Raw genomic sequence first — 26,754 nt, 5'->3', positions numbered from 1 at the left:
TATGCATGGGCCTGGGCAAGTGTTCAGGGGCATGAAAAAAACACCATTCTATTTCCCATCACAGGAAAAAAGAATGGTGTCTTTCATGAAACACAGAACGAGCGTATGATACTTAACCTTTGATAGCACCAATCATGATCCCTTTTTCAAAATACTTGGACACAACCGGATAGAAAAGGAGTACCGGAATACTGGATACAACAACCACAGCATATTTAATTGACTGCTTGATCATATTGACCTCGCTTTGGTTGCTCGTCATGATCGCCTGATTAGCCACATCACCCATCTGGTTCTGTACGAGGATTTCCCTCAAAATCAGCTGCAGCGGGAACAAGTCACGATCTGACAAATAAATCATAGCATCGAAATAACCGTTCCATCTGCCCACACCATAGAACATCATCATTACCGCAATAATTGGCGTTGAAAGTGGCAATACAACCTTAATCAGTAGCTGCATATCGGTAGCTCCGTCAATAAATGCACTTTCCTCCAATTCTATGGGAATGTTCTGCTGGAAGTAGGTACGCATAATGATCATGTTGTATACGCTGACCGCACCCGGCAGGATCATAACCCACATGGTGTTAATAATGCCCAATTGTTGGTTAACCAAATACGTAGGAATGAGACCGCCGGAGAAGAACATCGTGAACGTAAACAGGATCGTAATAAAATTCCGTCCCCGAAAATCCCGCCGGGATAACGGGTATGCCGCCAGCGTTGTCATCATGACGTTTACGGCTGTTCCCAGCCCGGTGTAGATCACTGCATTTTTGAAGCCCATCCATATATCCGGGTTATCAAACACCCGCTTATATCCTTCTAATGTAAAGCCTTTAGGCCAGAGCAATAAGGCATTATCGAATATTTGACGAGGATCACTGAGCGATGCAAACACAACAAACAATAATGGATACAAAATAATCAGTGTGATGATTCCAATAATCGATATGTTGATCCAATTAAAAATTTTGTCTTCTCTAGATAGAAATAACTGCATAGTTGCTCCTCCTTACCACAGGCTTGTCTCACTAAATTTCTGAGCGAACTTATTCACCAGATACAGAACGATAAAGTTAATGATATTGTTAAAAAAGCCCACAGCAGCGGAGAAGCTGTATTCCGCATTCAAAATACCCGCTTTATACGTATATGTTGACAAAACCTCGGATGTAGCAAGGTTTGCATCATTCTGCATTAACAGTACCTTTTCGAATCCGACTGACATGACGGACCCGGTGGCTAAGATGGCGCAAATCACAATGGTCGGCATGATTGCCGGAATCGTAATATGGCGAATGCACTGCATTCGGGACGCACCTTCAAGATAAGCTGCTTCATATTGGTCTTGCGGAATGCCGGACATCGCAGCAGTATAGATCAACGTCCCCCAACCGACCGTCTGCCAAATACCAGACCAGACAAAAACATGTGGAAACAGCTTCGGACTACCGATAAAATCAATTGGCGTGCCGCCAAAATACTCAATTATGGCATTAATAACACCATCGACAGGAGACGTGAAAAACGTAACCATACCGACAATGATAACAATCGAAATGAAGTTAGGAATGTAGGAAATGGTTTGTACAAGAGACTTATACTTCTTACTGCGCAGCTCGTTAAACATGACAGCTAATATAATCGGTAGCGGAATGCCAACAAGAAGGCTGTATAGACTGATTCGCAGGGTGTTGATAATTACATCCCAGAAATAGAAGGCGTTAAAAAACCTTTCGAAATGGGCAAAGCCCACCCACGGACTGTCCATAATTCCAAGTGCTGGAGAGTAGTCTTTAAACGAAATAATAATCCCGTACATCGGGATGTAGTTCCATATAATCAAGGAGGTTAGTGGCAGAAGCATCATGATATACAACCATTTATGCTTCCGAAATGATTTACGTTTCGACTTAAGAAGATTTTTCTTGTGAAGTGAAGATTCCATAGTTTTCCCCTCTCCTTAAAATTTGGGGAGATTCCCTAAGAATCTCCCCAAAAACGGATCGTTTAGCTCTCTTTATAACGTTTGTATTGCGCTTGCTTGATTTCCAAGTATTTATCCGAGCCCATTTTTTTCAACTGTGCAATGTAGTTATCCCACTCTTTGTCGATATCCTTGGTGCCTGTAACAAACTCAACACGCATCTGTCCGACAAAGTTACCTACGTCTGCAAGAATAGAGGAGGATTCATTCGCTTCCTCGATGGTTGCCGGCAGGTCTGGCAGCATTACACTTGGCAATGTCTCTTCCGTCAAATCCGTGTAGACCATTGCTTCTTTTTTGCCTGCAGCCGCTCTAACTTCCGGAGAAAGCTCAATGTATGGGAAGTACCCGCCATACACGTTATCGACATGTTGGAATGCTCCGAGCCCGATACCATCTTTATAGTTCAAGATCTCATCGATGTAGACCATCTTGCCGTCTTCCATATTGTAGGTAACGCCCTCTTTACCGAGATAGCCAAACACGCTGCCTTCTTCACTGTAGAAATAGTCAACCCATTTCAGAATAGCTCCTGGGTCCTTCGCATCCTTCGTGATGACAAGACTGGATGCGCCTGCAACCTGGGAATCGGTCAGAGAAGCGGTATCTCCGTTAGGACCAGCAAGTACGTTAATTGCGACAAAATCATCCTTTACGCTCTCACCGACATAGTCCGGTGCCGCCCAGTTCCAAGCACCGACCGTATCTTTTGCAGCGTCAGCAGTCCATTTGTCATAATCAACACCGCTGAAGGCCTGCTTGTTGATAGCCCCGTTTTCATACAACCGGTTCTCGTACTTCAGAAGCTCTTTATACCCATCAGCTGTAATCGTAAGCTGAACCTCATCGTTATCATCAACATAGATAAAGTTACCTAATGCCTTACGGCCGCCGTTGCCAATGCCAAAGGAACCCATCATCATCTGCTCGAAGGTCCAGCCAAGCGAACCACTTGGCATATACCAGCCCTGCTCATCGTTCTGGCCATTGCCGTTTGGATCCTTCGTAACGAATGCCATCAAAGCCTCTTCCAGCTCGGCAGTGGTCTTAGGAACCTCCATGCCGAGGTTGTCCAGCCACTTCTTGTTGATCCACAAGCGGATCGTCCGGTTACCTTCCGGATAAGGGTCGAGATAAGGAGTTGCGTAGATGTGACCATCCGCACTAGTTAACCCTTTTCTTACATCTTCGTTCTCCTCGAGATACTTCTGCAGATTCGGCGCATGCTCCTTGATCAAATCCTCAAGCGGCAAGAACAGACCTTGCTTACCGTATTTCAGCAATTCTCCATTGTTCCAGTCCACTTGATAGAACGCATCAGGCAGATCGCCTCTGGTCAAAATGACGTTTTTCTTCTCGCCGATATCTGTGAGCTCTTCCCAGTTCACTTTAATTCCGGACATCTTCTCGTATTCTTGCCACATCCATAAATCACTTGATGCAGGTCGCAGATTGTTCCAGCTTGGTCTTAAGAGCGAAATTTCTGTCGTTTTTGCGCTCTCACCAGTAGAATCCGTGTTCTTCGCTTCCTCTGATTTACCACCACAAGCTGTAACAAGCAGGGACGATGCCAGTAACATTGATATTACAACTTTGCCCTTCTTCGAAGTAAACACTCAATCAACCCCCAAAATTTGATATATCATGTCCAATCACAAACTGATTATATGATATACTATCTCATTTGTCTAGCGCTTACATTTCTGTTTTATGGTAAGTAAGCGATTGTCCTTGAAATATTTCGCACATAAATATACTATGGAGACTAGGAGCTTTCTCAGGGATTGAAACCTAAGAAATGAACTACAAGTGAAAGTTCTCATGGAGAATCATTATTAAAAATATTCACAATACTTTGACATATCTATAGTTAAATGATATATCAAATTTAGCAAGGGGATTGTATATGGGAAACATTCCACTATATCAACATATCGTCATTGCCTTAAAAACGAAGATTGAATCTGGTGAATTTAAGAGCGGTGACAAACTTCCGACAGAAGCCGAAATCTCCAAAGAATACAACGTGAGTCGAATTACATCCAAAAGAGCGCTCACCGAGCTGGAGAATGCCAATCTGATCTACCGCATACAGGGCAAGGGCAGCTTTGTCAATTCCGTGCTTTCGGCCAATCGTTCCTTGGATAAAGCCAGCAAAGAGATTTTGCTTATCCTGCCGTTCACTCATAATCCGGGTCTTGGCGATTACGAAAAGGGAATCAATGAATACCTTGCGGGAACGGAATACACCCTCAATATCCAGTCCAACACGATTGTCGGACAAGGGAAACTGCTGCAGTCTGCTCTTCAAAGCTCGAATTCGGGCATCATTTTTTATCCTGTGAGCAGCATTTCGGACCTCGGCATTTTGTACCAATGTCATTTATCCCAATTCCCTTTTGTAACGATGGATAAAGGTGTTGAAGGCATTCCGTTTCTGTCCGTCGTGTCGGATAACTTTGATGGTGCTTACCAGGCAACCAAGCATCTGATCGAGAACAACCACAAAAAAATAGCCTTTATCTCCTCGCTAAAGGTGGAATATTCCTCTTCGATACGCGAACGATACTTAGGCTATTTAAAAGCGCTGTTTGATTATGATCTGATTGATCACAGCGTGAATGACGTAACTGAACGTTATTTAAAGCATGATGATGACAACGGGCGAGAGTATTATATCCGCTTCATTCAAACGATCTTGGAGCAGGGAATCACGGGAATAGTCACCGAGAACGACATTATCGCCATCGAGATTATTCAAATCGCCAAGGAGCTTGGTCTGTCTGTACCTGATGATTTCTCTATTGTGGGATTTGATAATATTCATCTCGCAAGCTTTGTAGAGCCCAAGCTGACTACCATTTCACAAGACTTTGGCAAAATGGGATATCTGGCTGCACAGAGCCTGATACAGCTTATTGAAAAACCTCACGAACAATCAATGGAAAACGTAGTCGTTCCGGTCAAGCTCATCGAACGACAGACCGTGAGGAGATTGTAATACCTATCACTTTCATTACTAAAGGAGACTCTTAGCATGCTGCACTATATCGATACTAGACAAGGCTCTAACAACAAACATTCGTATTCGAATGGCAATACGCTGCCGTACACTTCGGTACCTTTCGGTATGAATCACTTTGTTGTTCAAACCAACGATCAGGGAAGCTGGTTCTTCAATCCGAATGACCGTGTTTTTCAAGGAATACGTTTAACACATCAGCCGAGTCCTTGGATGGGAGACTTCGCCCATTTCTTGTTGACGCCGATCGCCGATGACAAGATCAGAGGGTCTATCTTCTCCTGTCAAAGCTCCTATCGTCCGGAAGAAGCCATCTTCAAACCACATTATGTTCGTGTAAAGCAGCAGCGCTACAACATAATGACTGAACTCGTTCCGTCCTGCTACGGCGCATCGCTTCGAATCAAATACAACTCCAGTCAACAAGCAGGTCTTGTGCTGAACGCCAAAGGGAAAAGCTCGCTGCAATGGGATGCGGCAAGCCGCAAACTCTCCGGCTTCATTAGCAATTTCTCCGGTTGTCAGGATGAGAATTTTGGCATTTATATCGTTATGACGTTTAACAAGGACATCGATCCATCCACTTCTGGCTTTTACAATGCCAAAGAACAACTAGAGAATGTTGCAGTGCTGGAGGGAACCGATCAGCATGCGGTCATTCGCTTTACGGATTGCGAGAGGGATACGCTGGAGGTCAAACTTGCCACCTCCTTTATTAGCCTCGAGCAGGCGGAGCTCAACTACCAGCGGGAGATTGCAGCCTCTTTTGAAGATATGAAAGAAGAAGCAGCAGGCGCCTGGAATCACTATTTAAACAAGATCAAAGTGACACATCACAATGAAGAATATTTAAAAACCTTCTACACATGTTTGTACCGCATGTTCCTGTTCCCTCAGAAGTTCTATGAGTTGGATGGTAATATGGAGCCGATTCATTACGATACGACCGCCAAAGCCGTTAAGAAGGGCATTCTGTACACCAATAACGGATTCTGGGACACATACAAAACGGTGTACCCGCTCTATTCCATTATCGCCCCTCAGGAGTACAAGGAAATGCTGGAGGGCTATCTGAATTCGTATCAGGAAGCCGGCTTCTTGCCTAAATGGCTATCTCCGGATGAGCGCGGTCTGATGCCTGGTACACTGATTGATGCCGTTATTGCTGACGCAGCCGTAAAAGGCATTGCTGATCCTCTACTGTCAGAACTGCTTGAAGCGATGCTGAAGGCAGCAACAACGCAGAGCGAGATGAACATTTACGGTCGCCAGGGCACTCTGGACTATTTGAAATACGGTTATGTGCCAAGCAACTATCACGAAAGCGTCAACCATACGCTCGATTATGCTTACAGCGATTACTGTATCAGCCGGGTAGCGGATGTATTAGGGAAATCGGAATTGGCTGATCGATACAGACAAAGCGCGCTGAACTACCGCAACATTTTTGATGCCGAAACCGGGTTTATGCGGGCCAAGGACCAAAATGGACAATTCCGTCCGGACTTCAACGATACGAGTTGGGGGCTTGATTATGCCGAAGGTAGTGCGTGGCAGACCAGCTTTGCGGTATTCCAAGATTTCGAAGGATTGATTGAAGGTTATGGATCGAAGGAACGATTCTTTAACAAAATAACCGAATTGTGCAACAAAGCTCCGGACTTTGATGTGAAGGGTTACGGCTTTGAAATTCATGAAATGAGTGAAATGGCGGCGATCGATTTCGGACAGGTGGCGATTTCCAATCAGCCGAGCTTCCATATTCCATATCTGTTCAACTATGTCGGACAGCCGGCTTCGTCCCAGGTTGTGATCAAGCAGATTTTGACGAACTTGTTCAACAGCGGCTTTGACGGATTCCCGGGTGATGAGGATAACGGAAGTATGTCCGGATGGTATGTATTCAGCTCCATGGGCTTCTATCCGGTATGTCCGGGAAGCGGAGAATATGTACTCGGTATTCCGCTATTCGACAGCGTAACGATTGAGTTGCCAAACGGCAAACAGATGCAGGTTCATACCGATAACAATAACCCTCAGTCCAATTTCGTAGCCAATGTTACGCTGGACGGCGAAGATTACACTAAGCTGTACATTAAGCATGAGGATATTATGGATGGTAAAACACTGGATTTCCGCCTTGGGTTGGCTCCTAGCTTCCGCCAATATGAACAAGACGAGATTCCATTCTCGATTTCAAAAAAATAACGATTAATCATATTATGCACTCCATTTAACAAGAACAAAGGGACATCCCAAGCAAGCCAGATTTACTGGTCCGGGGTGTCCCTTTTTTTAATATACTCCGGCATCTTAATCTTCGGAATGTAGAATGTATCCTTTCCCCCGGATACTTTCAATAGACAAAATATGGCGTGTTTTCTTCCTTACCCGGTAGATTAGAGCATTTAGCTCCTCCGCGCTCACGTCCGGAATCTCTCCTATGCTGTAACCTCGTTCAGGCCATACCTCCAGCTTTAGCTGTTCCTTGGACACGAACTGTCCTTTATGCTGGATCAGCAGCTCCATGCATTTATACTCTTTTTCTGAAAAAGCATAAACGTCTTCTCCGAAAACAAGCTCCTGTTTGAACGGGTCCATTTTAACCCCGCCAGGTGCCTCAACGACCACCATTTGTTTCATCAGTGGCGTAATGTCCATCGTTTCATCCATACTGAGGATGGAGAACGACAAGACAATCAAATCCCCCGCAAGTGCTACCAAATCCGCATGTTGAAGGGGTACCTCCCCGTTCGGCGCCAACCGTTCCTGATTCACGAAAGTCCCGTGCTTACTGTTCAAATCTTTAATGAAGAAACGCCCGTTTTTATACAATAGAGCTGCGTGTTTTCGGGACACAAATACATTATCAAAGGAAATATCGGGATCCCACTGCTTTCCCTTCCTACCCAAAACCATCACCTTGCTTGTCAGCGGAATGATATCCCCTCGTTCGTAAGGATTTCCCCGTTCCACCATCAAAAAGGAGGATTTATCCATAACTTCCCCTCCCGTATCTTTATCATTATATTGCTATTATCAGATCGTTATCATGTAACTGTTATGGTTCAGCTATTGAGTGAGCTCGCCATATGGATAAGATTAAATAAGAAGGTCTTTATTACTGTATATTGTAAACAGATTGTGGAGGATCGGATAGTGAAAAACAAAAAAAGATGGAAGAAAATCATACCATTTATTCTCGTATTGTTCGTATTCATATTTTTAAATAATACTTCACTTCTTACCAAAGAACGCAATATTAAACCTTTGATTCTAGCACACCGCGGTCTCGGCCAAACATTTCCCATGGAGGGCATTGAAGCAGACACTTGCACAGCCTCCCGCATTTATGAGCCAGAGCACCCCTATTTGGAAAATACAATTCCGTCCATGGAAGCCGCTTTTGACGCGGGAGCGGACCTGGTTGAGCTGGATATCAAACCGACAAAGGACGGTCAGTTTGCCGTATTTCATGATTGGACCCTAGGGTGCCGTACGAACGTACAAGGCATGGTCATGGATTATACCATGGAAGAGCTGAAAAACATAGACATCGGCTATGGATACACGGCTGACAAAGGAGCTACTTATCCGTTTCGGGGTAAAGGAATAGGTCTTATGCCTTCCTTGAGCGAGGTTCTCTCAACATTCCCGGACAGCTCTTTCCTGATCCATATCAAGAGCAGCGATGCTAAAGAAGGTGCTCAAATGACGGAATATCTTCAAAATCTACCGGAGGAGCATTTGAGCAAGCTCACGGTGTATGGTGATGATGCACCAATTAGTACCTTGAAAGCAGAGCTCCCTTCTCTTCGGGTCATGTCCAAGGCTACCCTGGAGAGCTGCCTCGTTTCCTATACAGGCGCCAGTTGGACAGGTTACATACCGTCGGTATGTCGCAACACCCAGTTGCATATTCCTGAAAAATATGCCCGTTACTTATGGGGATGGCCGGATAAATTTTTAAACCGGATGGATAGCGTAAATACGCGGGTAATTGTAGTGGCTGGCAACGGTGGATGGTCGGAAGGATTTGATTCAGAGCAGGACCTGGAAAGACTGCCCGCTGATTATAGCGGCGGCCTCTGGACAAATCGCATTGACTTGATCGGCCCGGCACTGAAACTGGGCGAGTTGAAACCATAAAGAAGGACTTGGTATATGAACGCTATCTCGTGTAAATGTCACCTTTCATACGAGTCCGAGTCAACTCTAGTAAAGCTGTACCTTCTGTCTCTATTAGACAATCGAGAGATACAGCTTTTCCATATAGATTATTGAAGTTTGTATCCTATCAATAGCAATTTTCCCCCATTCCTACGGTTTGGTTGATTTATATGATATGTGGAGCGCTGAATTCACAAGGTGAATCAGCGCTCTTTTTCTATAAAATGTCCGATCTGATTACGAGTGGCGATTATACCGTAACCATCACGGGGTAACTGTTTATAAGGAAAACCTATATAAGTTATAGGTTTATTATCTAAGGCTTATGAGATTTTACTCATGACTTTGTGACACGATATGAAATATAATAAAGAAACTTTAATATTGTAATACAATCGACTGGGGGTTAATTTATGAGTTTACAACAAGGGAATCCGTCAGCTCCCGGTAAGAATGATCGTTTTTCTTCAATGGGTTTTATTCTGGCTGCAATCGGAAGTTCTGTAGGCCTGGGGAATATGTGGAAATTTCCGTACATTACCGGGGAGCATGGCGGAGCGGCTTTTTTCCTTCTCTTTATCATCTGCCTGATCATTATCGGTCTGCCTGTGCTTCTGGCTGAACTTGCAATTGGACGAGCAGGGCGTGGAAGCGCGGCCACTTCTTATGTTAAGGCAGGCGGTCCCAAAGCATTCGGCCCTTTAGGGCTGCTGCAGGTTATTGCGCCATTCATCATATTGTCCTTTTACATCATTATCGCAGGCTGGACGCTTCATTATGCATTTTTATCGTTCAGCGGGCAGTTATTTGTGGATTCCGATTTCGGAGGGCAATTTACTGCCTTTACTGGCGGTTATATGCCGATGGTATGGCAGATAGTAGCCGTTGCGCTTACAGGGTTCGTCGTGGCACGCGGTATATCCGGAGGTATTGAGAAATTTAACAAAATACTGATTCCGGGCCTTATTATGCTGTTGATCGTGCTCATGATCCGAGCTGTTACACTGCCAGGGGCAGGAGCCGGGGTATCCTTCTTCCTGAACCCGGACTTCTCCAAGCTGTCTACAGAAGCTGCATTGGTCGCTCTGGGACATGCCTTCTTCTCACTATCCCTGGGCATGGGTATTCTGCTTACCTATGGCGCTTATGTAGACAAGCGTCAATCGCTAGGTACTGCAACGCTTGCCATTGGAGCCGGTGATCTTATCTATGCATTCATTGCTGGACTCATTATTTTCCCGACCACTGCTTCTTTTGGTATTGAGCCGGACGCAGGACCATCACTTGTCTTTATCGCCCTGCCAGCCGCCTTTTCAGCCATGCCATTTGGTACATTCTTCGGCGGTCTGTTCTTTACCCTGCTTTCATTTGCAGCATTAACCTCTACCGTCTCACTGCTTGAAGTACCGGTATCCTTCGCCATGGAACGTTGGCGCTGGGGTCGTGCAAAATCGGTAGTAATTATCTCCGTAGTACTCCTGCTGATCGGTCTTCCGTCCGTCCTATCGTTCGGGATGGCGCCTTCACTTTCCGATATGGGAGGTAAGAGTTTCTTTGACTGGTTGGATTTCATCACCTCCAACATCATGCTTCCGATCGGCGGACTTATAACTACGATCTTTGCAGGATATTACTGGAAAGGGGCTGCCGAAGGCGCAGGCCTGAAATCCGGCTGGTTCCGTATATGGCTCTTCATGCTGCGGTATGTAGCACCGATTCTCGTGTTCCTCGTGTTGCTGCATACGACAGGAGTTATTAACTTTGAATAAACTAGCATAAAGATAATTTGAAAGAAGGCCACTCCTTTAAGGGGTGGCTTATTTTATTGTTCACAAAAGGAATAATTGTCCATATAATCGAAATATATAGTAAAAAAGGACAATCCGTCAGGAAGCGGTGTTTATTATATGTTCGGAATTTTAGGCGTGTCTGGTTTATCATTCTTGCTAGTCGCGGTGTTGACGCCGCTGCTCATTAAAGGATTACACACGCTGAAGCTTACGCAGCCAATTCGCACGGAACTGCCACCGGACCACCAAGCCAAGCGTGGAACACCGCTCATGGCAGGTCTTATTCTGCTAACAGGTGTAGCGATGTCACTCCAGTTTCATCCCACTCCTCTAATGATGTTTCTATGCATTACGTTTATATTGTTTAGCTCCATCGGCTTTATGGACGATTACAAAAAGGCCGCGTTTCAGGACCCCTCAGGTATTTCAGGTCGCATGAAACTCGCCTTTCAATTTGCTTTTACCGGTGCGCTGCTATTTGTACTGTTTCGTTCGTTTGGCCTGACAAGTGACATCTCACTGTTTCAGGGATTCCAGCTGCAATTGCCCATTTATATATATCTACCGGTCATGCTGCTGTTCGTGGTCGGCTCTGCCAATGCCATCAATTTTACGGACGGACTGGACGGACTTTTAATTAACGTGGCGATCCCGACCTACTTTTTCTTCTTTCTGATTTCAGAGAAACCGGAAGTACAAGTATTCTCGCTCGTTATGATTGGCTGTCTGCTTGGCCTATTTCTGTACAATATTTATCCGGCTCGAGCTTTTATGGGCGATACCGGATCACTCGCGATTGGAGGTTCACTCTCCATTTTGGCGGTGATCGAGAAGGTTGAGATTTTGATCCCGATTCTGTTCTCTGTTTATTTAGCAGAACAGCTATCTGTCATCTTACAAGTCTGGTATTACAAACGCACGAAGCTACGTCTGTTCAAGATGGCCCCTATCCATTATCACTTCAGTCTCAAGTATGGTTGGAGCGAGAACAAGATTGTTATGGTGTTTGGTTTTATTTCCTGGTTTTCAGTGCTTATTTGCTGGCTTCTATGGAAGTATGTACTCGGAGGAAATTCATAAATGTAATGCAAGTGACTTCATTATAGACAGAAGAAAGGTTGGCATCTTCACCATGAATCTAACTCAAAGTATGAACAGAAAACAGGTACGTAAAGAACCATTCCCTGTCTCTATACTATCTCTTACGGCAGGCGCTTTTGCGATCGGCATGACTGAATTTGTTATTATGGGGATTCTACCCAATGTAGCTGATGATCTGCATGTTAGCATTTCAACGGCAGGACAACTCATTACAATGTACGCTCTCGGAGTAGCCGTGGGTGCTCCCATTCTGACCATCCTTACACAACGAATCCCGCAAAAAAAGCTGCTGTATCTACTCATGGTCCTATTCATTCTAGGCAATGGCATTTCTGTGTTCGCTCCGAATTATGCTGTACTTATGGTAGCCCGCATGATAACTGCATTAACCCACGGGACGTTCTTCGGGGTTGGCGCCGTTATCGCCTCTAATCTGGTGCCACCGAATAAGCGCGCCGGGGCTGTGTCCATTATGATGGCGGGCTTAACCATTGCTAATATCATTGGGGTTCCTCTAGGTACATTCATCGGACAAAACATGGGATGGCGGGCTTCTTTTGGCGCAATTGCAATCATGGGTGTTGTGGCACTGATCGGCATTATTGCCTTCATTCCGCATATGAAACAAGACAAACCGGTTAGTCTTGTACAGCAAATTTCCGCTCTGATTCAGCCCAAGTTACTCCTATACTTGCTAATCGGCGCTCTAGGCAACGCCGGCTTATTCACCGTATTTACGTATATTACTCCCCTGCTCGTAAAAGTGACCGGTTTCGCCGAATACAGTGTAACCTGGATTCTGGTCCTGTTCGGCTGTGGCGTCACGATTGGTAATATCGTTGGCGGCAAGCTTGCAGACTGGAAGCTGATGCCTTCTATACTGGGGCTATATTTTGCAATATGTGTCATTCTTACCCTCTTTACCTTTACCGTGTATAGTCCGCTAGCTGCTGTACTGACTATATTTCTATGGGGTACTGCTTCCTTCGCAGTGATGCCGGGACTACAAGTACGGATTATGAGTCTGGCCCAGGCCGCTCCAGCGCTTGCTTCTACTTCCAGTCACTCTGCCGGTAATCTGGGTAATGCCGCTGGAGCTTTCATTGGAGGATGGGTCATTACACATCTGTCCATAACATCCCTTCCTTGGGTTGGTGCGCTGCTTGTAGGGCTCGGTCTAATCCTGGGTACGGCCTGCTACATCGTTGAACGTAAACATAGTGCGCTACAAGCCCGTTAAACACAAAAAAAGCAATAACGGAGTCCCGAGAGGCTGCGTCTATTGCTTTTTTATTGTCTACTAATTATTTGAAAAACACTTTATCTACGTTGTATTTGGCCTTGAGCTCATTAATAATGTACGTTTCATAGATTTCCCTGTGTACAGGATCCTCGATGATACAAACTTCAATTTTTGTAACTTCGTTTCTATGGTCCTTGATCACGGAGACAGAGTCCTCAAAATGTTTTTTGATTCTCGGTCTCAGCTTTCTAGCTTTACCAACGAACAATAGCTCGTCATTATCGTTGTAAAACATAAAGATTCCACCCTTTTCTCTGGAGATCAGGTGAAAATCCGTAAATCCGTAAATATGACTTAGCTCTGGAGCATCTTGTTTGGTAATGGTAACATCCGGTGTTGGAATGGTTATGTTTATCACTAAAGCTCACTTCCTCATCTTATATAGATGTAAATACTATCACACTTACAAACGCGAAACCACCTGGATTTGATGCGTATACGCATCATCTCGTTGTGTTTCCGGATGAATTAGGCCGACATGGCCTTCTCACGGTCTAAATAACATATCCATAGGAGTGGCGAACTGAAGGCAATTTCTTCGGCTCGCCGTTTTTCATTAAAGAAATCAGCCATCAATTATATGTTATCACCCGGGCTTGTCCAAAACTAACAGTTGAGTTTACAGCTGCTTTACCACATACTCTATTTATAAAATGTAAAGTTTCCCCAGATAAAACAAGGCATAGGCATGAGGCAGCGGGAAAACAAAAAAATAATTGTGATAATGGAGGAAAGAAAAATGCCTCGAAAGAAGCTGCGAAACACACTTTGTATACTTAGCCTCGGTGTTTCAGTTCTAGCCGCATGTTCATCAGGGTCAGGCAGTAACGTAATTGTTGAACCTCTTACAGACTATAAGCCAAGTCAGGAACTGGACTTGATCCAGAAGATTCGCACATCTAAGGATACGAGTACGGATGTACAAGAGTTATACCGGGACATCACCCTCATTGATATTCACAACCATGACGCTGGTAATCCTAATGCGGTGAAGACCTGGACCTCCTACGGAATTGATCGAATCGTATTATTCGGAGATATTTCAGAACCGAGTGCTAAAGTGACGGATCAACTGGCTTGGGATCATTATCGCAAAAACCCGTCCCATGTTTACCCGTCTTTTGCAGGATTTCCGGTCTACGACGAAGAGGGCCTGTCCATAGTGAAAGAAAATCTGGAGCAGGGTTATCTAAACATAGGTGAAATCGCTGCCGCCTCCACCTACTCCCCGATTGTCTCCAAATTAGAGTGGAAATCCGAGCATCCGAATGACGGCAATCTTCCCAAAGTCTATGAATTGGCGGCGACTTACCGCGTTCCTGTCCTACTGCATATCGATCCAACAAATGGCCCGCCCATTGAGCATCTGAAGCAAGCATTAGAACAGCACCCGGATACGACTTTTATTTTCGGACATGCCAATGCATATAATATGCCCGAAAATATAAAACCACTATTGGAAAAGTATCCAAATCTGTACATCGATTTTTTCGCAGGCTTTACCGCGTATAACCCTGACAGTACGCATAAGCTGGAGGATTATGTACCGCTCATGGAGCAGTATCCAGATCGGTTTATGTTATCGACAGATTCGGGATACGGCTTAAACGCATATCAAGTTGCCCATGCTTTATACGAAATCATTGATCTTCTTTCCCCGGAAACCGCACAAAAAATAGCTTATCAAAACTATGAACGATTAATTGAGCTCCAGCCCCCAACAGACACTCAAATTGCAAAGATTAAAGAGCTTTCTGCCCAAATTGGCGAAAAGAAAACCCATCGCTTGAACAAGCGGATGGCCAATGAATTGATATTTGAACTGGAGCAAACTAGCGAGAAAGCGAAATAAAAACCTAGGGAGTGAAAAGGGGATTAGCATTCCGATTGTTAACGCACTCTCAGAAAAGCTTACGGTTGAAATTCGACGCGAGGGCAAGGTATTCCGTCAGGATTACAAACACGGAATCCCTCAGACAGCTTTACTGACAGTAGGTGTAACGAATGAAACAGGTACCAGTGTTACCTTCTTGCCTGATCGTGAGATTTTTGCATCGGCTTTTGACCCAAATGTTTTATTAGAAATCACGAATGAAATCTCCTTAAATTATCCTCGCTTATCTATACACTTCAGCAAAAGTGATATGACATAAGCTGCAAAAAGGGAGTGTCCCATAAGGTCCATTGACCTGGGACACTCCCTTTGTCTGTTGTAGACGCTGCGTGTACGAATCGTTCCTACAATCGCTCTTGCCCCCGAATATCCTGAACTATTCCTTGCAGCACCTTCATATGGGCATTCGCATAAGCTGGAGCATATTCATGGCTCTTTTATGACGGGAGCCTTGTAGAACATGGCTCTCATAAACAGAACGATAATACAATGAGCAAGGAGATGTCCTATGGGATATTTAAATCACAGCCCTTACTGGGGATATCCATCCTATCGACAAGCTCGCCCTTCAGTCTTATTAGACATGAAACGCGGCGACGTTAATGGGGACGGTATACTGGATACCGTGTATTTAGTTGGCAATAAAGAAGACCCCACCAGCATGTTTGCTGACCATATTACGATCATTATCGAGGATGGGGCTACTAAACAAACAACAGCCGTTCATCCTCCAGACAATGCCGGATATAATGCTGGGCTGTTTCTTGGTGATTTTAACAAGGATCGGGTCGCGGACATATTCTTAGGCATGGAGTCAGGAGGCAGCGGAGGATACGGCTTCTTTTATATCTACTCATTCCGTAATAACCATCTGCATGAACTGTTTAACGTACAAAAATATAATGAATTATATCAGTTTAAGGTTAATTATGAAGACTTTTATAAGGTGAGTGTCGGAAGCCCTCAACTGGACATCCTGTTTACGATCGATATTAGCAATCGGGGCTATGACTATTTGTCACCACTCTACACAGATCAAGGGAAGCTTAAGCAGCCTGTAAGCGGCGAAGTACTTGCTTTGGGGGCATTATACCCTATCGTTACTGATATTAAGGGGTCGAGTTATGATTTACTCGCTCTCCAGCGTATCATTGGACCAACGAATGCCGATACATTAGGCTATGTCGAAAATCTATTGTCATGGGACGGATCTACTTTCAAATCTGTAAGACTGAACGTATCCATTCTCGGTACAAAATTAATCGCGCTTTATTAGCTTCCTCATACGCTCGTCGTACGTTCATGCTGAAGAAGCCATTCCTTTCTCCACAAGCCACCTGCATAACCTGTCAATTGTCCATTCGAACGGATAATCCGATGACAAGGAATGACGATACTTAATTTGTTCTTACCATTTGCACTTCCGACTGCCCTAATGGCTTTCCCATGACCAATGGAAACAGCAATATCTTTATAGGACCCCGTTTTTGCGTAGGGTATTCCGGTTAAAGCATTCCATACCTTTTTTTGAAAATCGGTTCCTGCAAATCGATAGGGAAACGTAAATTCACTGCGCTCACCTCTGAAATACTCATCAAGCTGACAACAGCAATCGACCAACACCTTGGGAGTTTGCTGTTGCTTCATATGGACTATGGTATCTCGTTCAGAGAACATAATAGAGTAAATGGCCTCATCTGTTCCAATGATTTCGATAACTCCAATCGGTGATTCGTAATCTAATTGATATAGTTCACTCATACAAAGACCTCCATAAATAAAAGGTAGCATATGCCTGCCAGCCTTCCCAATGCGCTGCCATCTCTTTGATTTCCTCGATCGTCGGCTTACGATCAAGTCCTGTTAGAAGTTTTAACGCATTTTGAAGTCCCACATCCGCCATTGGAAAGGCAGCGGGAAGATGCAAGCATTTCATCATCACATAATCGGCCGTCCATGCCCCTATTCCTCTTATGTCCATCAATGATTGTTTTATTTTTTCATAATCTCGTTTCTGAAGGAGCGATTGCTTCGTAATTTCACCATTAGCCATGGCTTTAGCAATTCCTATAATATACTCAGCCTTTCGAACAGTAAATTGAAGCTTCCTTAAATCCTCGACATCTAAAGCTGCTATTTTTTCATGTGTCGGGTATAGCCAATGGGTTTCACCTTTAAAAGAAAGACATTCCCCAAAGTGCTCCGTAAAACGTTTTTTTAATGTGTGTGCAAATGTTAAATTGATCTGTTGTCCCATAATCGCCCATGTCAGAGCTTCAAATAAGTCTGGAATACACATCATCCGTAATCCGTAATATTTATGGATAAGCTGTCCCAGTACCATATCTTGACTGACTGCGTTGTAAAAATTGTTCAAGTTTTGATCTAAATCAAACCATTCCCGTATATAAGATACGACCTCTACGCGTGCGCTTTCAGATGGGTGACCCATTGGTAGTTCTACTAAGATTGATCCTAAGGAGCTCCGGATTTTCAATAAAATTATTTCGTCATTTATTTTCACCAGTTTATATAAACAACCATCCTTGATCTGATGAAGCACTTCATGCTCAGACCTCCCTAAGAACACTAAACACTCCGAAAAATCAAATTCAGTTGGCGTACAAATCTCGATATAAGATTCTGAATTTTTCTCATTCATTGCTGCTCCTTACTGTTCAGGCCACGATATTCGCTGGGAGAACAATTTTGCAATCGACGAAACACCTTATAAAAATTCGAAGGGCTCTGGAATCCAACCTCATAACAAATCTCAAGATTTGTTCCTGATGTGTTTGTTAATAAATAGGCCGCTTTATCAACTCGTATTTTATCCAGGTAGGTACGAGGAGTTTCAGATGTCTCCTGTTTAAACAGTCGTTCAAGATAATAGGGACTTACACCAACATGGTTTGAAATATCTTTTAATTCCAGCCTTTGTTTATAATGATTTACCAAAAAAGCAATGACATCTCGGACAAGTCCAACATGCGGAGAGTGGTCAACCTCTGGTTGACATCTTTTGCAAGCTCGATAACCAGCCTTTTCAACTTCCCCGATGTCAAAAAAGAACTCTACATTTATCTTTTTCGGCTTTCTTGATTTACAGGAAGGACGGCAGTAAATTTTAGTTGTTTTCACTGCTGTAAAAAATAACCCGTCATATTTACGGTCGCACGCAATGATCTTCTCCCACATTTCTTCAAAAGAAAGATTGATATGAACCACGATTATACTCCCGCCTCCTTTCACATTACTGACCTTATTGTATCAAGGAATTCCTATTCAATTCGTCCTCATTTTTGCTCTTATGGTCTAAGAAAACTGCACCCTCCTATGGTCATCCGCATATATTGCAGATATGGATAAACACCCAGAGATGGAGGTCTAAACGATGAGCATTCAGTACCCCGGCTCCGGGCATCAGGAGCATATCTTGCATCAAGTTGGATCGAACAATATTCACTCCCTAAAATCTACTCGAGATCACATACACCATATGTGCAGACTTCATGTGAATCAATTCGTTCGCGTAGAAACACTCGATGGAGACGTTTTCGAAGGGTCCATCACATACTGTGATAAGGGCATTTTATACTTAAAATTGCCAGGTCAAGGCAGTCCGCGCGGCTTCGGCCCCAATTACTACAATGATGTTATTTTACCCCTTGTCCTGTACGAACTGCTCGTGATCACTCTGCTGTATACCTAGAATTAGGGCCACACACTCTCACTCGTGCAATAACAGCGCGTGCGGCGCCGCATGACGGCGGTTGACTACATTGCGCGCTGGACTCATCAAAAACTCAGTTCAGATTTCATTACATCCTACAGAAGGAGTGATCATTCATGGCATTTATGCCACCACAAGGACCACAGGGTTCGCAGCAGGCACCGACATCCCCGCCCCCTCAAGCTACCCCCCAAAAGCCTGTCGCTACAACATTTGCCGTCGACCCTGGTGCGATTTCAGGCTGTTTGTTCCGAAACACCTTTATTTGGCCGAGATTCGGAATAGGCTTTTGGTTTTTCCCCACTTTTGTCGGCCGCACTTCCGTTGCCGGCTTCAGATGGACCGGGAGCAGATGGGTTTTCTCCGGATTTGATTTAAGAAGTATCGAATCCTTTACATGTTTCTAGCAAGCAGAAACGACTTCGTTGTCCTTTTCGAAGGGCGACGGCGTTTCAAAAAAAAGCAGCACAGAAATTTCATCTGTGCTGCTTTCATTATTTTAAAGCGAACGTTCCCACTAACTTCAATGGGATATTTCCATTCAGTTACCGTAAAGCTTGATCTAACTGAGTGAAAATAACCCCTAATGCGTAAGCTCCAGCATCGGGATAGCCAATGCTTCGCTCACCAACGGTGCCGGCTCGTCCCATACGGGCAACAATACTTTCCGTCTGCTTCGCCCCTTGTACTGCCGCATCTGCCGCTTTTGCCGACGCAGTTTTAATATCATCACCTTGAAGGGCACTCTGTTCCCAAGATTCAGCATAAGGAGCAAGCGCATCAATCAATGTTTTGTCACCAACAACCGCACCTCGGCCAAACGATCTCTCGCCAGTATCTTGAATCCCTTTCACCACGGCGGACATCATGCCGGCAAACTCCTGAACCGACAGCTCCTGTTTATCCCCGGCATATTTACTGGCTGCCCGGAATGCCGATCCCCAGATCGGGCCGGAAGCTCCTCCGCAATGCTCCATAATGATCAGGGAGCAAGCATCCAGAAAATCCCCAATATCCGATGTATGGTTACTTATAATGTCTTTCCACTCGGTTTTTAATTGCTTAAATCCTTTCGCCACACTCATGCCAAAATCACCGTCTCCGGCATGTGCATCCAGCTCACAGAATGGTACCTCATTATCAATGATGACTTCACTCATCTTGTCGATGAGATAAATGAGATTGTTTAAAGAAAATTGATTATTTTTAATGGTGGCGTAATCTTCATTCGTCTCACAAGTAAAGGATACAGACTTATTCTCCTCTTGTTTCAATACAACCTCAGTGAAGTTGACTTGTTCGAATGGCTCATGAACAACCAGCGCTGGTGTATCACATGGTTCAGCCAACAATTGCTTCAACTGATCATCCAACTTCATAATCGAAACAGACGCACCGGCCATATCGATACTCGTCATGAAATTGCCTACAAAAACTTTATAGACCTTTTTATTACGAGATGACAATTCACGAATGACCGAGTTGTTTAACAGATACAATTCCTGCATCGGCGTTGCTCCAAAACCGTTGATCAATACAGCAACTTCCTGCTCTGTACCATCGTCAATCTTCAAGTTTTCCAACAATGCGGTCACCATTCGGACCGCCAACTCATCAGCCGGAACGATCTTTTCTCTGCGGATTCCGGGTTCGCCATGAATGCCGACACCGTATTCCATTTCATTGTCCTCAAGAGTAAACGTTGGGGTTCCCTTGGCAGGAACTGTGCAAGAAGTAAACGCAAAGCCAATACTTTTCGTATGGTCTATCGCTTTTTGAGCGGCTTCCTTTACTTGATCCAAGGTCATGCCCGCTTCAGCCGCCGCACCTGCTATTTTGTGGACTAGGACCGTTCCCGCTACGCCCCTTCTTCCAACGGTATAGAGACTGTCCTCTACCGCAATATCATCATCCACTTTCACAAAATCGACTACAATGCCGTCTTCACCTGCAAGGTGAGCCGCATTTTTGAAATTCATAATATCGCCGCTGTAGTTCTTGATAATTAATAGCGTTCCTTTATTGGATGCTGAGGACCGGATCGCTTGATACACTTGAATTTGGGATGGGGAAGCAAATACATCGCCAGCGACAGCCACATCCAGCATACCTTTGCCGACAAATCCGGCATGCGCGGGTTCATGACCGCTGCCACCGCCGCTGATCAGCGTTACTTTGTTCTGGTTGAGTTCTTTTTTCTTAATGATCTTATACTTGCTATTAAACTCCAGGTTCGGATGTGCCAAGACTAAGCCGTTACACATCTCTCTTACTAATGTTTCTGGTTTATTAATAATTTTTTTCATCTTATTCATCCTTACTCATCTTGTATTTCCGACCGAGCTGATCGGCTACCATAATGGCTGCTGCCACCGCTTCCTCTGTAATTGGGAATGGCATCGAATGAATGGATTCTTCAGGGATACAAGCTTTTTTCGCTACAGTCAGCAATTCTTCGTACGTTACGCTGTCGACCCCAAGATCAGGGAGGCATATTGGAAGACCCACGGCTGAACAGAACGCCAATACTTCATCCAACTCTTTTTTATCCGCATTTTCAAGAACCAACTGAGCAATGGTTGTAAAGGCTACTTTCTCGCCATGGTAATAATGATGAGTTCCTTCAAGTGAAGTTAATCCATTGTGAATAGCGTGAGCCGCAGCTAAGCCTCCACTTTCAAAACCAAGTCCTGACAAAAGGATATTCGCCTCGATAATATTCTCAAGCGCAGGAGTGACCATATTACTATCACAAGCTACCTTGGCCTGAATACCATCCTTCATTAAGGTTTCGTAACAGAACTTGGCGAGCGCCAGCGCGGTATTGGTTCCTATTGCCGCTCCACAGACTCCTTCGCGAACGCCGCACGGTAATCCTGCATTGACGTTTGAATACGATCTTGCAGTAGCTCTAGCTTCAAAATAGGTCGAGAGCGCATCTCCCATACCCGCCACCAGAAATCTTGTAGGAGCGTTGGCAATAACGGTTGTATCAATCATGACCACACTAGGGCTTTGTTTAAAATATGCATAGTCATCGAATTCACCTTCTGGTGTATAAAGAACTGCGGAATGGCTCGTTGGCGCATCGGTTGCTGCGATCGTCGGAACGATGATTAAGGCTTCGCCTTCTGCTACACATTTCGCGGTATCAATCGCTTTTCCTCCGCCTAAACCAATCGTACAGGAACAGGCCTTTTCTTTCGCCAGCTCTTGCAGTCTCTTCACTTCTTCGCGGGAGCACTCTCCTTGGAAGTTGCTTTCAACCAATGTGATATTAAATTTATCTATAGTAGATTTTAGTTTATCCTTGACCCGATTTACATCATCTGGATGAGCAATAAGCAAAGCAGAATCCCCGAATGTCTTTACGAAATACCCCAAATTTAACAGCTCATCTTCTCCCTGCACATACTTCGTTGGGCTAATAAACGCTTTTCTCATCATAAATTCCTCCCTTGCTTTCATTGCTTCCATTATAATCTTTCCACAAATTTTAATCATTGAACTATACCCCTGTATTTAAGCGCTTTCAGATTGTGTTTTTTTGTCATACAGCTGACAAATTGTATAATCTTGTCCTCTAGGCAGGTTGTCATAGTATAATTGAGTAGATTTGTTCAGTACTATTGCACAAGCGCAGCAATATATAGGGAGTGAGCCATAATGAAAAATTCATTGTTTCAGTTAGATAAACTTATTGATTTAGAGAAGTGGCATACGTTACAGGACTCCCTTGCGCTGGTCACCAAAATGGCCATTATTACCGTCGACTATAAAGGGGTTCCTGTTACAAAACATAGCTACTGTCAATCCTTCTGCGAGTCCGTCAGAAAAGATCCCTCACTGTCTCCATACTGTCAGAAATGTGATGCCAGAGGTGGTCTAGAAGCTGTACGGCTCAATAAACCGTATATTTATATGTGCCATTTCAATATTATCGATATTGCCATTCCGATCATTGTTGATAATCAATACATTGGAGCCATCATGGCCGGGCAAATCAAGCTGCGCGATACCGATCAGCCTCAGCCGCTTGAACAAATCGTAACTCGTCCGTCCAATTCGGAAACGAATAAAAAGTTCAAAACGTTGAAGCAAGACTATCTTTCTCTGCCTACTTTGTCATACGAAGAAGTGACAACCATCGCCGATATGTTATTTCACCTATGCAACTATATTGTGGAAGAAGCGATAACCAAGAGCTCAACCATCGATATGTACAAAAAAGCTTTAACCATGGACATCGATAATCCGTCTCAAGATTCCATCAGCCCTTCGGATCGTACGTACCGGAATATACAAGCGATTCAACACGAGCTTTCCAGTACGCTAATTGAGAATAAAATAAAAAAGACAACATCCAATGAATTCCGTTCTTCCAATACACTGCTGCAGCCCGCATTTGACTATATTTATCATCATAAAAATAAAAATATAACATTAGGTAAGATGGCCAAGCTGTGTCACATTAGTTCAAGCTATTTCAGCCGAATCTTTGTAAAAGAAACCGGTGAGAACTTCTCCGTCTTCATTTCACGCCTAAAAATTGAATGGGCCAAGCAACTTCTAGAGACAACAGATCTATCCATTAATCAGATCGGTGATGAATTGGGATTTTGTGATGCCGGATATTTTATTAAAACCTTTAAGAAATTCGAAGCTTTAACACCTGCCGTTTACCGAACGGTTTATCAAGGAAATCATGTGGAGTAAAAATTCGCACCAAAAAAGACGCTCTTATAACAGAGCGTCTTTGTATTTAGAACAAATGTTCGTTTTGTGGGACAATTAAATCAAAGGGTGCTCCCTCGACTTTCATATTATTAGTATAAACTAAAGCGAATTATAAGTCTATATTTTCCCTGGAAAATATTTTATAGTTTGGAATACCCGGCCGGGAAACGATAGAAAAGAGGGTATCTTGTGAAAATTCGTTTATGGGATAACAATTTAAAAGTCCGGTTAATCGGTGAAGCCCTGTTCAATATGCTGTTTTGGATGTACTTTCCCTTTATAGCGGTTTATTTTGGTGCTGCATTAGGTAACCACATTGCAGGAATCTTGATGATGGTTCCCCCGATATTCAGCATCATTGGCAACCTGCTTGGGGGAGCTTTAGCGGACCGAATAGGACGACGTCCTGTCATGCTGCTTGGAGCTTCCCTTCAGACCATGATGTTTGTACTGTTTGCGATGTCTTCTTCACATTGGATTGATTATGTTGCATTTATCGGTATTGGACTAGGGGGGACAATCTATAAACCTGCAAGCTCTGCTATGGTTGCTGACCTGGTTCCTGCACAAGATCGCAGGCAAGTCTTCGCAACGTTTACGACAGCCAATAACATTGGTGCTGTTCTCGGGCCTGCACTGGGTGCCATTTTCTTCTTCCAATACCGGCATGAACTCTTATGGACCTGTGCTTTCGTCTTGTTGTTGTACTTCATCGCCATTTATTTCATGGTTCATGAAACATTACCACAGTCAGCCAAAAGAATGGAACGTTCGAAATCAATGTCCCATGTATTCAAGGAACAATGGAAAGGATATGGCATCATTTTTCGGGATAAAGTGTTTCTCGTGTATATTTTGGCAGGTATTTTTTCGCTTGTGACCATTATGCAATTGGATCTGTATTTGGCGGTGTATGTGATCAATTATGTCCCGTCTCAGGCCCTATTCGCTTGGAATGGTGATTCATTTATGCTTACAGGCAAGGAAATATTTGGGTGGTTGCTGGGGTTAAATGGGCTCTTATTTGTTCTGTTTATCCTTCCTGTTACGAAATGGTTTCGAAATTGGAGAGAGCGTAACGTATTCATCCTGTCGTCGCTGTTGTCCGGAGTTGGCACATTCGCGCTTGGACTAAACACGAATATTTGGTTCTTATTTTTCGTTACAATTATTTTTACATTTGGCGAAATTGTACGTTCCCCAGTGACAGAGAGCTTTATTAGTCGTTATGCCCCAGAGCAGGCTAGAGGGCAGTACATGGGAGCAAACAGTTTACAGTTTACGATCGGAAGGTTTTTAGCACCGCTGACCGTTTTTCTGTCTACTTGGGTTCCACCTATGGGGGTTTTTAGCATCATACTCGTTTTTGCATTAATTAGTGTTGTTCTATACATTCAGTTATTTAGAATTTATGTGGAGCGCCCAACCGTTCATTCAAATCCATGATGTGCGTTACCTGATTTATCCCATTTTTCTTTAGAAGGATACAGGGCTTGGTCGGCTTTTTTCAGTATGGTGTATCTGTATCCAGCGGAGTAAACGTAGCGATGCCAAGACTCACCGTAATGTTAACGGCTGTCCAAGCCAAAGTGGGCTACAACATATCATCACACGTTATATTGAAATTGCTTCATAATTTATGTAATTCTTTTGGAGTGACCATTCTGCATCATAACTACCGCGGAAAATCATGAAGAACCCTTCACCTGTAATCATGTGGAACTTGATAATTTCATCTAATTTAAAGGGTAAGTACGGGGTGCTATCCTCACGTAGGGTTAAGCTCCATTTTGATTCATTGCTAAGCGGAGTATGCCCTAGCCAAGGTGGATCGGAGGCGTCCAGACCTGGTGATGGATCTGCTCTGAGCTCGATTCTTTCGAAATTAAAATATTTCCCAACATCATTCATTTGATCTTCCACGTAACCCCAGGCCCATACAGAACCGTCCGCCTTCACAACTTGGCTTTGCATATTCCCTGCAAATACTTCTGAGAATACATCACCCAAATTCGTAATCGGCTTGGCAACATTCCAGATCATCTCATCCTTATAGTATTCAGTCATATAATCCATCAACGTGTAAAAATGATCCGTGCGTACCACTTCACCCAAAGTGAAGCTTACTTCATTCCCCCACGACAACAGAATCTCCTCTACTATGCTCTCCAAATGAATGGTCTTATCAAATCCCAGCGCTCCATTCCAATTCGCTCCCCAGCCCCAGATCCGTCCGTCTTTATCCAGAGCGAGGCTGTGATACGATCCTGATGAGATTGATTGGATATGGTTTAAGGGTCCATCGGCTGTATTCACTTGTATCGGATTAAACTGTGATTCCCCATTGTTGTGATAACCGATGCCCAGTTGACCTTCCTCATTATCGCCCCAAGCCCAGACATGACCCTGGTCATCCAATGCTAAGCTAAAATCAGCTCCTGCAGAGATTTCTACGATATGTACATCCTGAGGAAATACAACATGTGTTACTGCATGAATACGATTTGCATCATTTATACGGCCAATGCCTAACTGGCCTGCACTATGATCTCCCCAAGCCCACACCTGACCCCGATTATCCAAAGCAAGATTATGAAAGCCTCCTGCGGCAATGGCCTTAATGTTGGATAAGAATCTTCCCTCTTCACTTGTTACCACAAAGTGGGCAGCCTGCTCTGTAACCATCGTTGTATTCTCCGGTTGATTGTCTTGGTTACAGCCTATAGCCATTACCGTTCCATCACTCATAAGAGCAAGGAAGTGGTCATCTGAAGAACTGACTTCTATCATATTCAGCTCTGTAGCTGAACCTGCTTTAGAGGTAGCCATTACCGGAAACAAACCGATCACAGATGTTTTGTTAAGAACCATTTTCCATCTGTTCTGGATTGGGTGCATTTTTCATATCACTCCTTTTAAATAAAATTGTTGCTTTTAATATAGTCCACTGCTCAACATCGATATAGTGAGTGTTGTCATTAGTGTTGTCATATGACAACATGATGTGAGCA

The 26,754-nt window shown here is 44.0% G+C and carries 22 protein-coding genes and 1 pseudogene; 12 read left to right on the top strand and 11 right to left on the bottom strand.

From position 1 onward, the window contains the following. Positions 1 to 112 precede the first annotated feature (112 nt). From AC2TF5_RS00970 to AC2TF5_RS00960, 3 genes are all read right to left on the bottom strand, one after another. Complete coding sequence (locus AC2TF5_RS00970; protein ID WP_491300440.1) at positions 113 to 1,006, bottom strand: carbohydrate ABC transporter permease; 894 nt, start codon at positions 1,004 to 1,006, stop codon at positions 113 to 115. A 12-nt stretch (positions 1,007 to 1,018) separates the two neighbouring features. Next, a complete protein-coding gene (locus AC2TF5_RS00965; protein ID WP_491300439.1) occupies positions 1,019 to 1,954 on the bottom strand; it encodes an ABC transporter permease in 936 nt (311 codons plus the stop codon). A 62-nt stretch (positions 1,955 to 2,016) separates the two neighbouring features. Then, entirely contained in the window at positions 2,017 to 3,609 is a 1,593-nt protein-coding gene (locus tag AC2TF5_RS00960; RefSeq protein WP_491300438.1) for an extracellular solute-binding protein, read from the bottom strand. A 290-nt stretch (positions 3,610 to 3,899) separates the two neighbouring features. Here AC2TF5_RS00960 and AC2TF5_RS00955 point away from each other — a divergent pair, with 290 nt between their 5' ends. After that, on the top strand, positions 3,900 to 4,994 hold the full coding sequence (locus tag AC2TF5_RS00955) for a GntR family transcriptional regulator (RefSeq protein ID WP_491300437.1): 1,095 nt from the start codon (positions 3,900 to 3,902) through the stop codon (positions 4,992 to 4,994). 36 nt (positions 4,995 to 5,030) lie between these two features. After that, positions 5,031 to 7,223 (top strand): GH92 family glycosyl hydrolase, encoded by a 2,193-nt coding sequence (locus AC2TF5_RS00950; protein WP_491300436.1) that lies wholly within the window; start codon positions 5,031 to 5,033, stop codon positions 7,221 to 7,223. A gap of 105 nt (positions 7,224 to 7,328) precedes the next feature. Here the strand turns inward: AC2TF5_RS00950 and AC2TF5_RS00945 are convergent, their stop codons facing one another. Then, positions 7,329 to 8,015 carry an FHA domain-containing protein gene (locus AC2TF5_RS00945; protein WP_491300435.1) on the bottom strand — a complete coding sequence of 229 codons (687 nt, stop codon included), beginning with the start codon at positions 8,013 to 8,015 and terminating at the stop codon, positions 7,329 to 7,331. 156 nt (positions 8,016 to 8,171) lie between these two features. Between AC2TF5_RS00945 and AC2TF5_RS00940 the strand changes: the two genes are divergently transcribed. The 4 genes from AC2TF5_RS00940 to AC2TF5_RS00925 all read left to right on the top strand — a co-directional run bounded on the left by AC2TF5_RS00940 (position 8,172) and on the right by AC2TF5_RS00925 (position 13,316). Continuing rightward, positions 8,172 to 9,164, top strand: a complete 993-nt coding sequence (locus tag AC2TF5_RS00940; RefSeq protein WP_491302769.1) for a glycerophosphodiester phosphodiesterase family protein — start codon at positions 8,172 to 8,174, stop codon at positions 9,162 to 9,164. Positions 9,165 to 9,598: 434 nt separating this feature from the next. Beyond that, the gene (locus tag AC2TF5_RS00935; protein WP_491300434.1) at positions 9,599 to 10,954 is read left to right on the top strand and encodes a sodium-dependent transporter; all 1,356 of its coding nucleotides are present in this window, start codon (positions 9,599 to 9,601) and stop codon (positions 10,952 to 10,954) included. A 138-nt stretch (positions 10,955 to 11,092) separates the two neighbouring features. After that, positions 11,093 to 12,055 (top strand): phospho-N-acetylmuramoyl-pentapeptide-transferase, encoded by a 963-nt coding sequence (gene mraY / locus AC2TF5_RS00930; protein WP_491300433.1) that lies wholly within the window; start codon positions 11,093 to 11,095, stop codon positions 12,053 to 12,055. 52 nt (positions 12,056 to 12,107) lie between these two features. Beyond that, a complete protein-coding gene (locus tag AC2TF5_RS00925; protein ID WP_491300432.1) occupies positions 12,108 to 13,316 on the top strand; it encodes an MFS transporter in 1,209 nt (402 codons plus the stop codon). Positions 13,317 to 13,380: 64 nt separating this feature from the next. On the opposite strand, the gene AC2TF5_RS00920 is transcribed toward AC2TF5_RS00925, so the two are convergent. Next, positions 13,381 to 13,737: a nucleotide excision repair endonuclease gene (locus AC2TF5_RS00920; protein ID WP_491300431.1), complete on the bottom strand. Its 357-nt coding sequence runs from the start codon at positions 13,735 to 13,737 to the stop codon at positions 13,381 to 13,383. Positions 13,738 to 14,118: 381 nt separating this feature from the next. Here AC2TF5_RS00920 and AC2TF5_RS00915 point away from each other — a divergent pair, with 381 nt between their 5' ends. The 3 genes and pseudogenes from AC2TF5_RS00915 to AC2TF5_RS00905 all read left to right on the top strand — a co-directional run bounded on the left by AC2TF5_RS00915 (position 14,119) and on the right by AC2TF5_RS00905 (position 16,549). After that, entirely contained in the window at positions 14,119 to 15,231 is a 1,113-nt protein-coding gene (locus AC2TF5_RS00915) for an amidohydrolase family protein (protein WP_491300430.1), read from the top strand. 7 nt (positions 15,232 to 15,238) lie between these two features. Continuing rightward, positions 15,239 to 15,532: pseudogene (locus AC2TF5_RS00910) on the top strand (ArsR family transcriptional regulator); the annotation flags it as partial. 249 nt (positions 15,533 to 15,781) lie between these two features. Further along, positions 15,782 to 16,549, top strand: a complete 768-nt coding sequence (locus tag AC2TF5_RS00905) for a YybI family spore inner coat protein (protein WP_491300429.1) — start codon at positions 15,782 to 15,784, stop codon at positions 16,547 to 16,549. A 5-nt stretch (positions 16,550 to 16,554) separates the two neighbouring features. On the opposite strand, the gene AC2TF5_RS00900 is transcribed toward AC2TF5_RS00905, so the two are convergent. The 3 genes from AC2TF5_RS00900 to AC2TF5_RS00890 are packed head-to-tail and all read right to left on the bottom strand — an operon-like array spanning position 16,555 to position 18,471. Beyond that, complete coding sequence (locus AC2TF5_RS00900) at positions 16,555 to 17,034, bottom strand: methylated-DNA--[protein]-cysteine S-methyltransferase (protein WP_491300428.1); 480 nt, start codon at positions 17,032 to 17,034, stop codon at positions 16,555 to 16,557. Further along, positions 17,027 to 17,935, bottom strand: coding sequence for a DNA-3-methyladenine glycosylase family protein (locus AC2TF5_RS00895; protein WP_491300427.1), 909 nt, complete (start codon positions 17,933 to 17,935; stop codon positions 17,027 to 17,029). The genes AC2TF5_RS00900 and AC2TF5_RS00895 overlap by 8 nt, the downstream gene beginning before the upstream one ends. Further along, a complete protein-coding gene (locus AC2TF5_RS00890; protein ID WP_491302768.1) occupies positions 17,932 to 18,471 on the bottom strand; it encodes a bifunctional transcriptional activator/DNA repair enzyme AdaA in 540 nt (179 codons plus the stop codon). Before AC2TF5_RS00890 ends, AC2TF5_RS00895 begins: the two co-directional genes overlap by 4 nt. Before the next feature lie 196 nt (positions 18,472 to 18,667). Between AC2TF5_RS00890 and AC2TF5_RS00885 the strand changes: the two genes are divergently transcribed. Beyond that, positions 18,668 to 18,985, top strand: a complete 318-nt coding sequence (locus AC2TF5_RS00885; RefSeq protein WP_491300426.1) for a hypothetical protein — start codon at positions 18,668 to 18,670, stop codon at positions 18,983 to 18,985. Positions 18,986 to 19,551: 566 nt separating this feature from the next. Here AC2TF5_RS00885 and dhaK read toward each other — a convergent pair. Together dhaK and AC2TF5_RS00875 are read right to left on the bottom strand one after the other, a co-directional pair. Further along, positions 19,552 to 21,312, bottom strand: a complete 1,761-nt coding sequence (dhaK, locus tag AC2TF5_RS00880) for a dihydroxyacetone kinase subunit DhaK (protein ID WP_491300425.1) — start codon at positions 21,310 to 21,312, stop codon at positions 19,552 to 19,554. A 1-nt stretch (position 21,313) separates the two neighbouring features. Then, positions 21,314 to 22,450 (bottom strand): glycerol dehydrogenase, encoded by a 1,137-nt coding sequence (locus AC2TF5_RS00875; RefSeq protein WP_491302767.1) that lies wholly within the window; start codon positions 22,448 to 22,450, stop codon positions 21,314 to 21,316. A 222-nt stretch (positions 22,451 to 22,672) separates the two neighbouring features. On the opposite strand from AC2TF5_RS00875, the gene AC2TF5_RS00870 reads away from it, so the two are divergent. Beyond that, entirely contained in the window at positions 22,673 to 23,722 is a 1,050-nt protein-coding gene (locus AC2TF5_RS00870) for a PocR ligand-binding domain-containing protein (protein ID WP_491300424.1), read from the top strand. Between the two features lie 210 nt (positions 23,723 to 23,932). Beyond that, positions 23,933 to 25,189, top strand: a complete 1,257-nt coding sequence (locus AC2TF5_RS00865) for an MFS transporter (RefSeq protein WP_491300423.1) — start codon at positions 23,933 to 23,935, stop codon at positions 25,187 to 25,189. 168 nt (positions 25,190 to 25,357) lie between these two features. Here AC2TF5_RS00865 and AC2TF5_RS00860 read toward each other — a convergent pair whose 3' ends face one another. Further along, positions 25,358 to 26,641 (bottom strand): RCC1 domain-containing protein, encoded by a 1,284-nt coding sequence (locus AC2TF5_RS00860; protein WP_491300422.1) that lies wholly within the window; start codon positions 26,639 to 26,641, stop codon positions 25,358 to 25,360. Positions 26,642 to 26,754 lie beyond the last annotated feature (113 nt).

The organism is Paenibacillus sp. JNUCC 34 (assembly GCF_058269055.1).
Note: the sequence above shows the minus strand (reverse complement) of the source record. Positions and strands in the feature narration are given on the sequence as shown.

Coding starts and splice junctions, on each gene's coding strand:
- AC2TF5_RS00970 (WP_491300440.1), bottom strand. CDS start 1,006: ATGCAGTTATTTCTATCTAGAGAAGACAAAATTTTTAATTGGATCAAC.
- AC2TF5_RS00965 (WP_491300439.1), bottom strand. CDS start 1,954: ATGGAATCTTCACTTCACAAGAAAAATCTTCTTAAGTCGAAACGTAAA.
- AC2TF5_RS00955 (WP_491300437.1), top strand. CDS start 3,900: ATGGGAAACATTCCACTATATCAACATATCGTCATTGCCTTAAAAACG.
- AC2TF5_RS00950 (WP_491300436.1), top strand. CDS start 5,031: ATGCTGCACTATATCGATACTAGACAAGGCTCTAACAACAAACATTCG.
- AC2TF5_RS00945 (WP_491300435.1), bottom strand. CDS start 8,015: ATGGATAAATCCTCCTTTTTGATGGTGGAACGGGGAAATCCTTACGAA.
- AC2TF5_RS00935 (WP_491300434.1), top strand. CDS start 9,599: ATGAGTTTACAACAAGGGAATCCGTCAGCTCCCGGTAAGAATGATCGT.
- mraY (WP_491300433.1), top strand. CDS start 11,093: ATGTTCGGAATTTTAGGCGTGTCTGGTTTATCATTCTTGCTAGTCGCG.
- AC2TF5_RS00925 (WP_491300432.1), top strand. CDS start 12,108: ATGAATCTAACTCAAAGTATGAACAGAAAACAGGTACGTAAAGAACCA.
- AC2TF5_RS00915 (WP_491300430.1), top strand. CDS start 14,119: ATGCCTCGAAAGAAGCTGCGAAACACACTTTGTATACTTAGCCTCGGT.
- AC2TF5_RS00905 (WP_491300429.1), top strand. CDS start 15,782: ATGGGATATTTAAATCACAGCCCTTACTGGGGATATCCATCCTATCGA.
- AC2TF5_RS00900 (WP_491300428.1), bottom strand. CDS start 17,034: ATGAGTGAACTATATCAATTAGATTACGAATCACCGATTGGAGTTATC.
- AC2TF5_RS00895 (WP_491300427.1), bottom strand. CDS start 17,935: ATGAATGAGAAAAATTCAGAATCTTATATCGAGATTTGTACGCCAACT.
- AC2TF5_RS00890 (WP_491302768.1), bottom strand. CDS start 18,471: ATGTGGGAGAAGATCATTGCGTGCGACCGTAAATATGACGGGTTATTT.
- AC2TF5_RS00885 (WP_491300426.1), top strand. CDS start 18,668: ATGAGCATTCAGTACCCCGGCTCCGGGCATCAGGAGCATATCTTGCAT.
- dhaK (WP_491300425.1), bottom strand. CDS start 21,312: ATGAAAAAAATTATTAATAAACCAGAAACATTAGTAAGAGAGATGTGT.
- AC2TF5_RS00875 (WP_491302767.1), bottom strand. CDS start 22,450: ATGAGAAAAGCGTTTATTAGCCCAACGAAGTATGTGCAGGGAGAAGAT.
- AC2TF5_RS00870 (WP_491300424.1), top strand. CDS start 22,673: ATGAAAAATTCATTGTTTCAGTTAGATAAACTTATTGATTTAGAGAAG.
- AC2TF5_RS00860 (WP_491300422.1), bottom strand. CDS start 26,641: ATGCACCCAATCCAGAACAGATGGAAAATGGTTCTTAACAAAACATCT.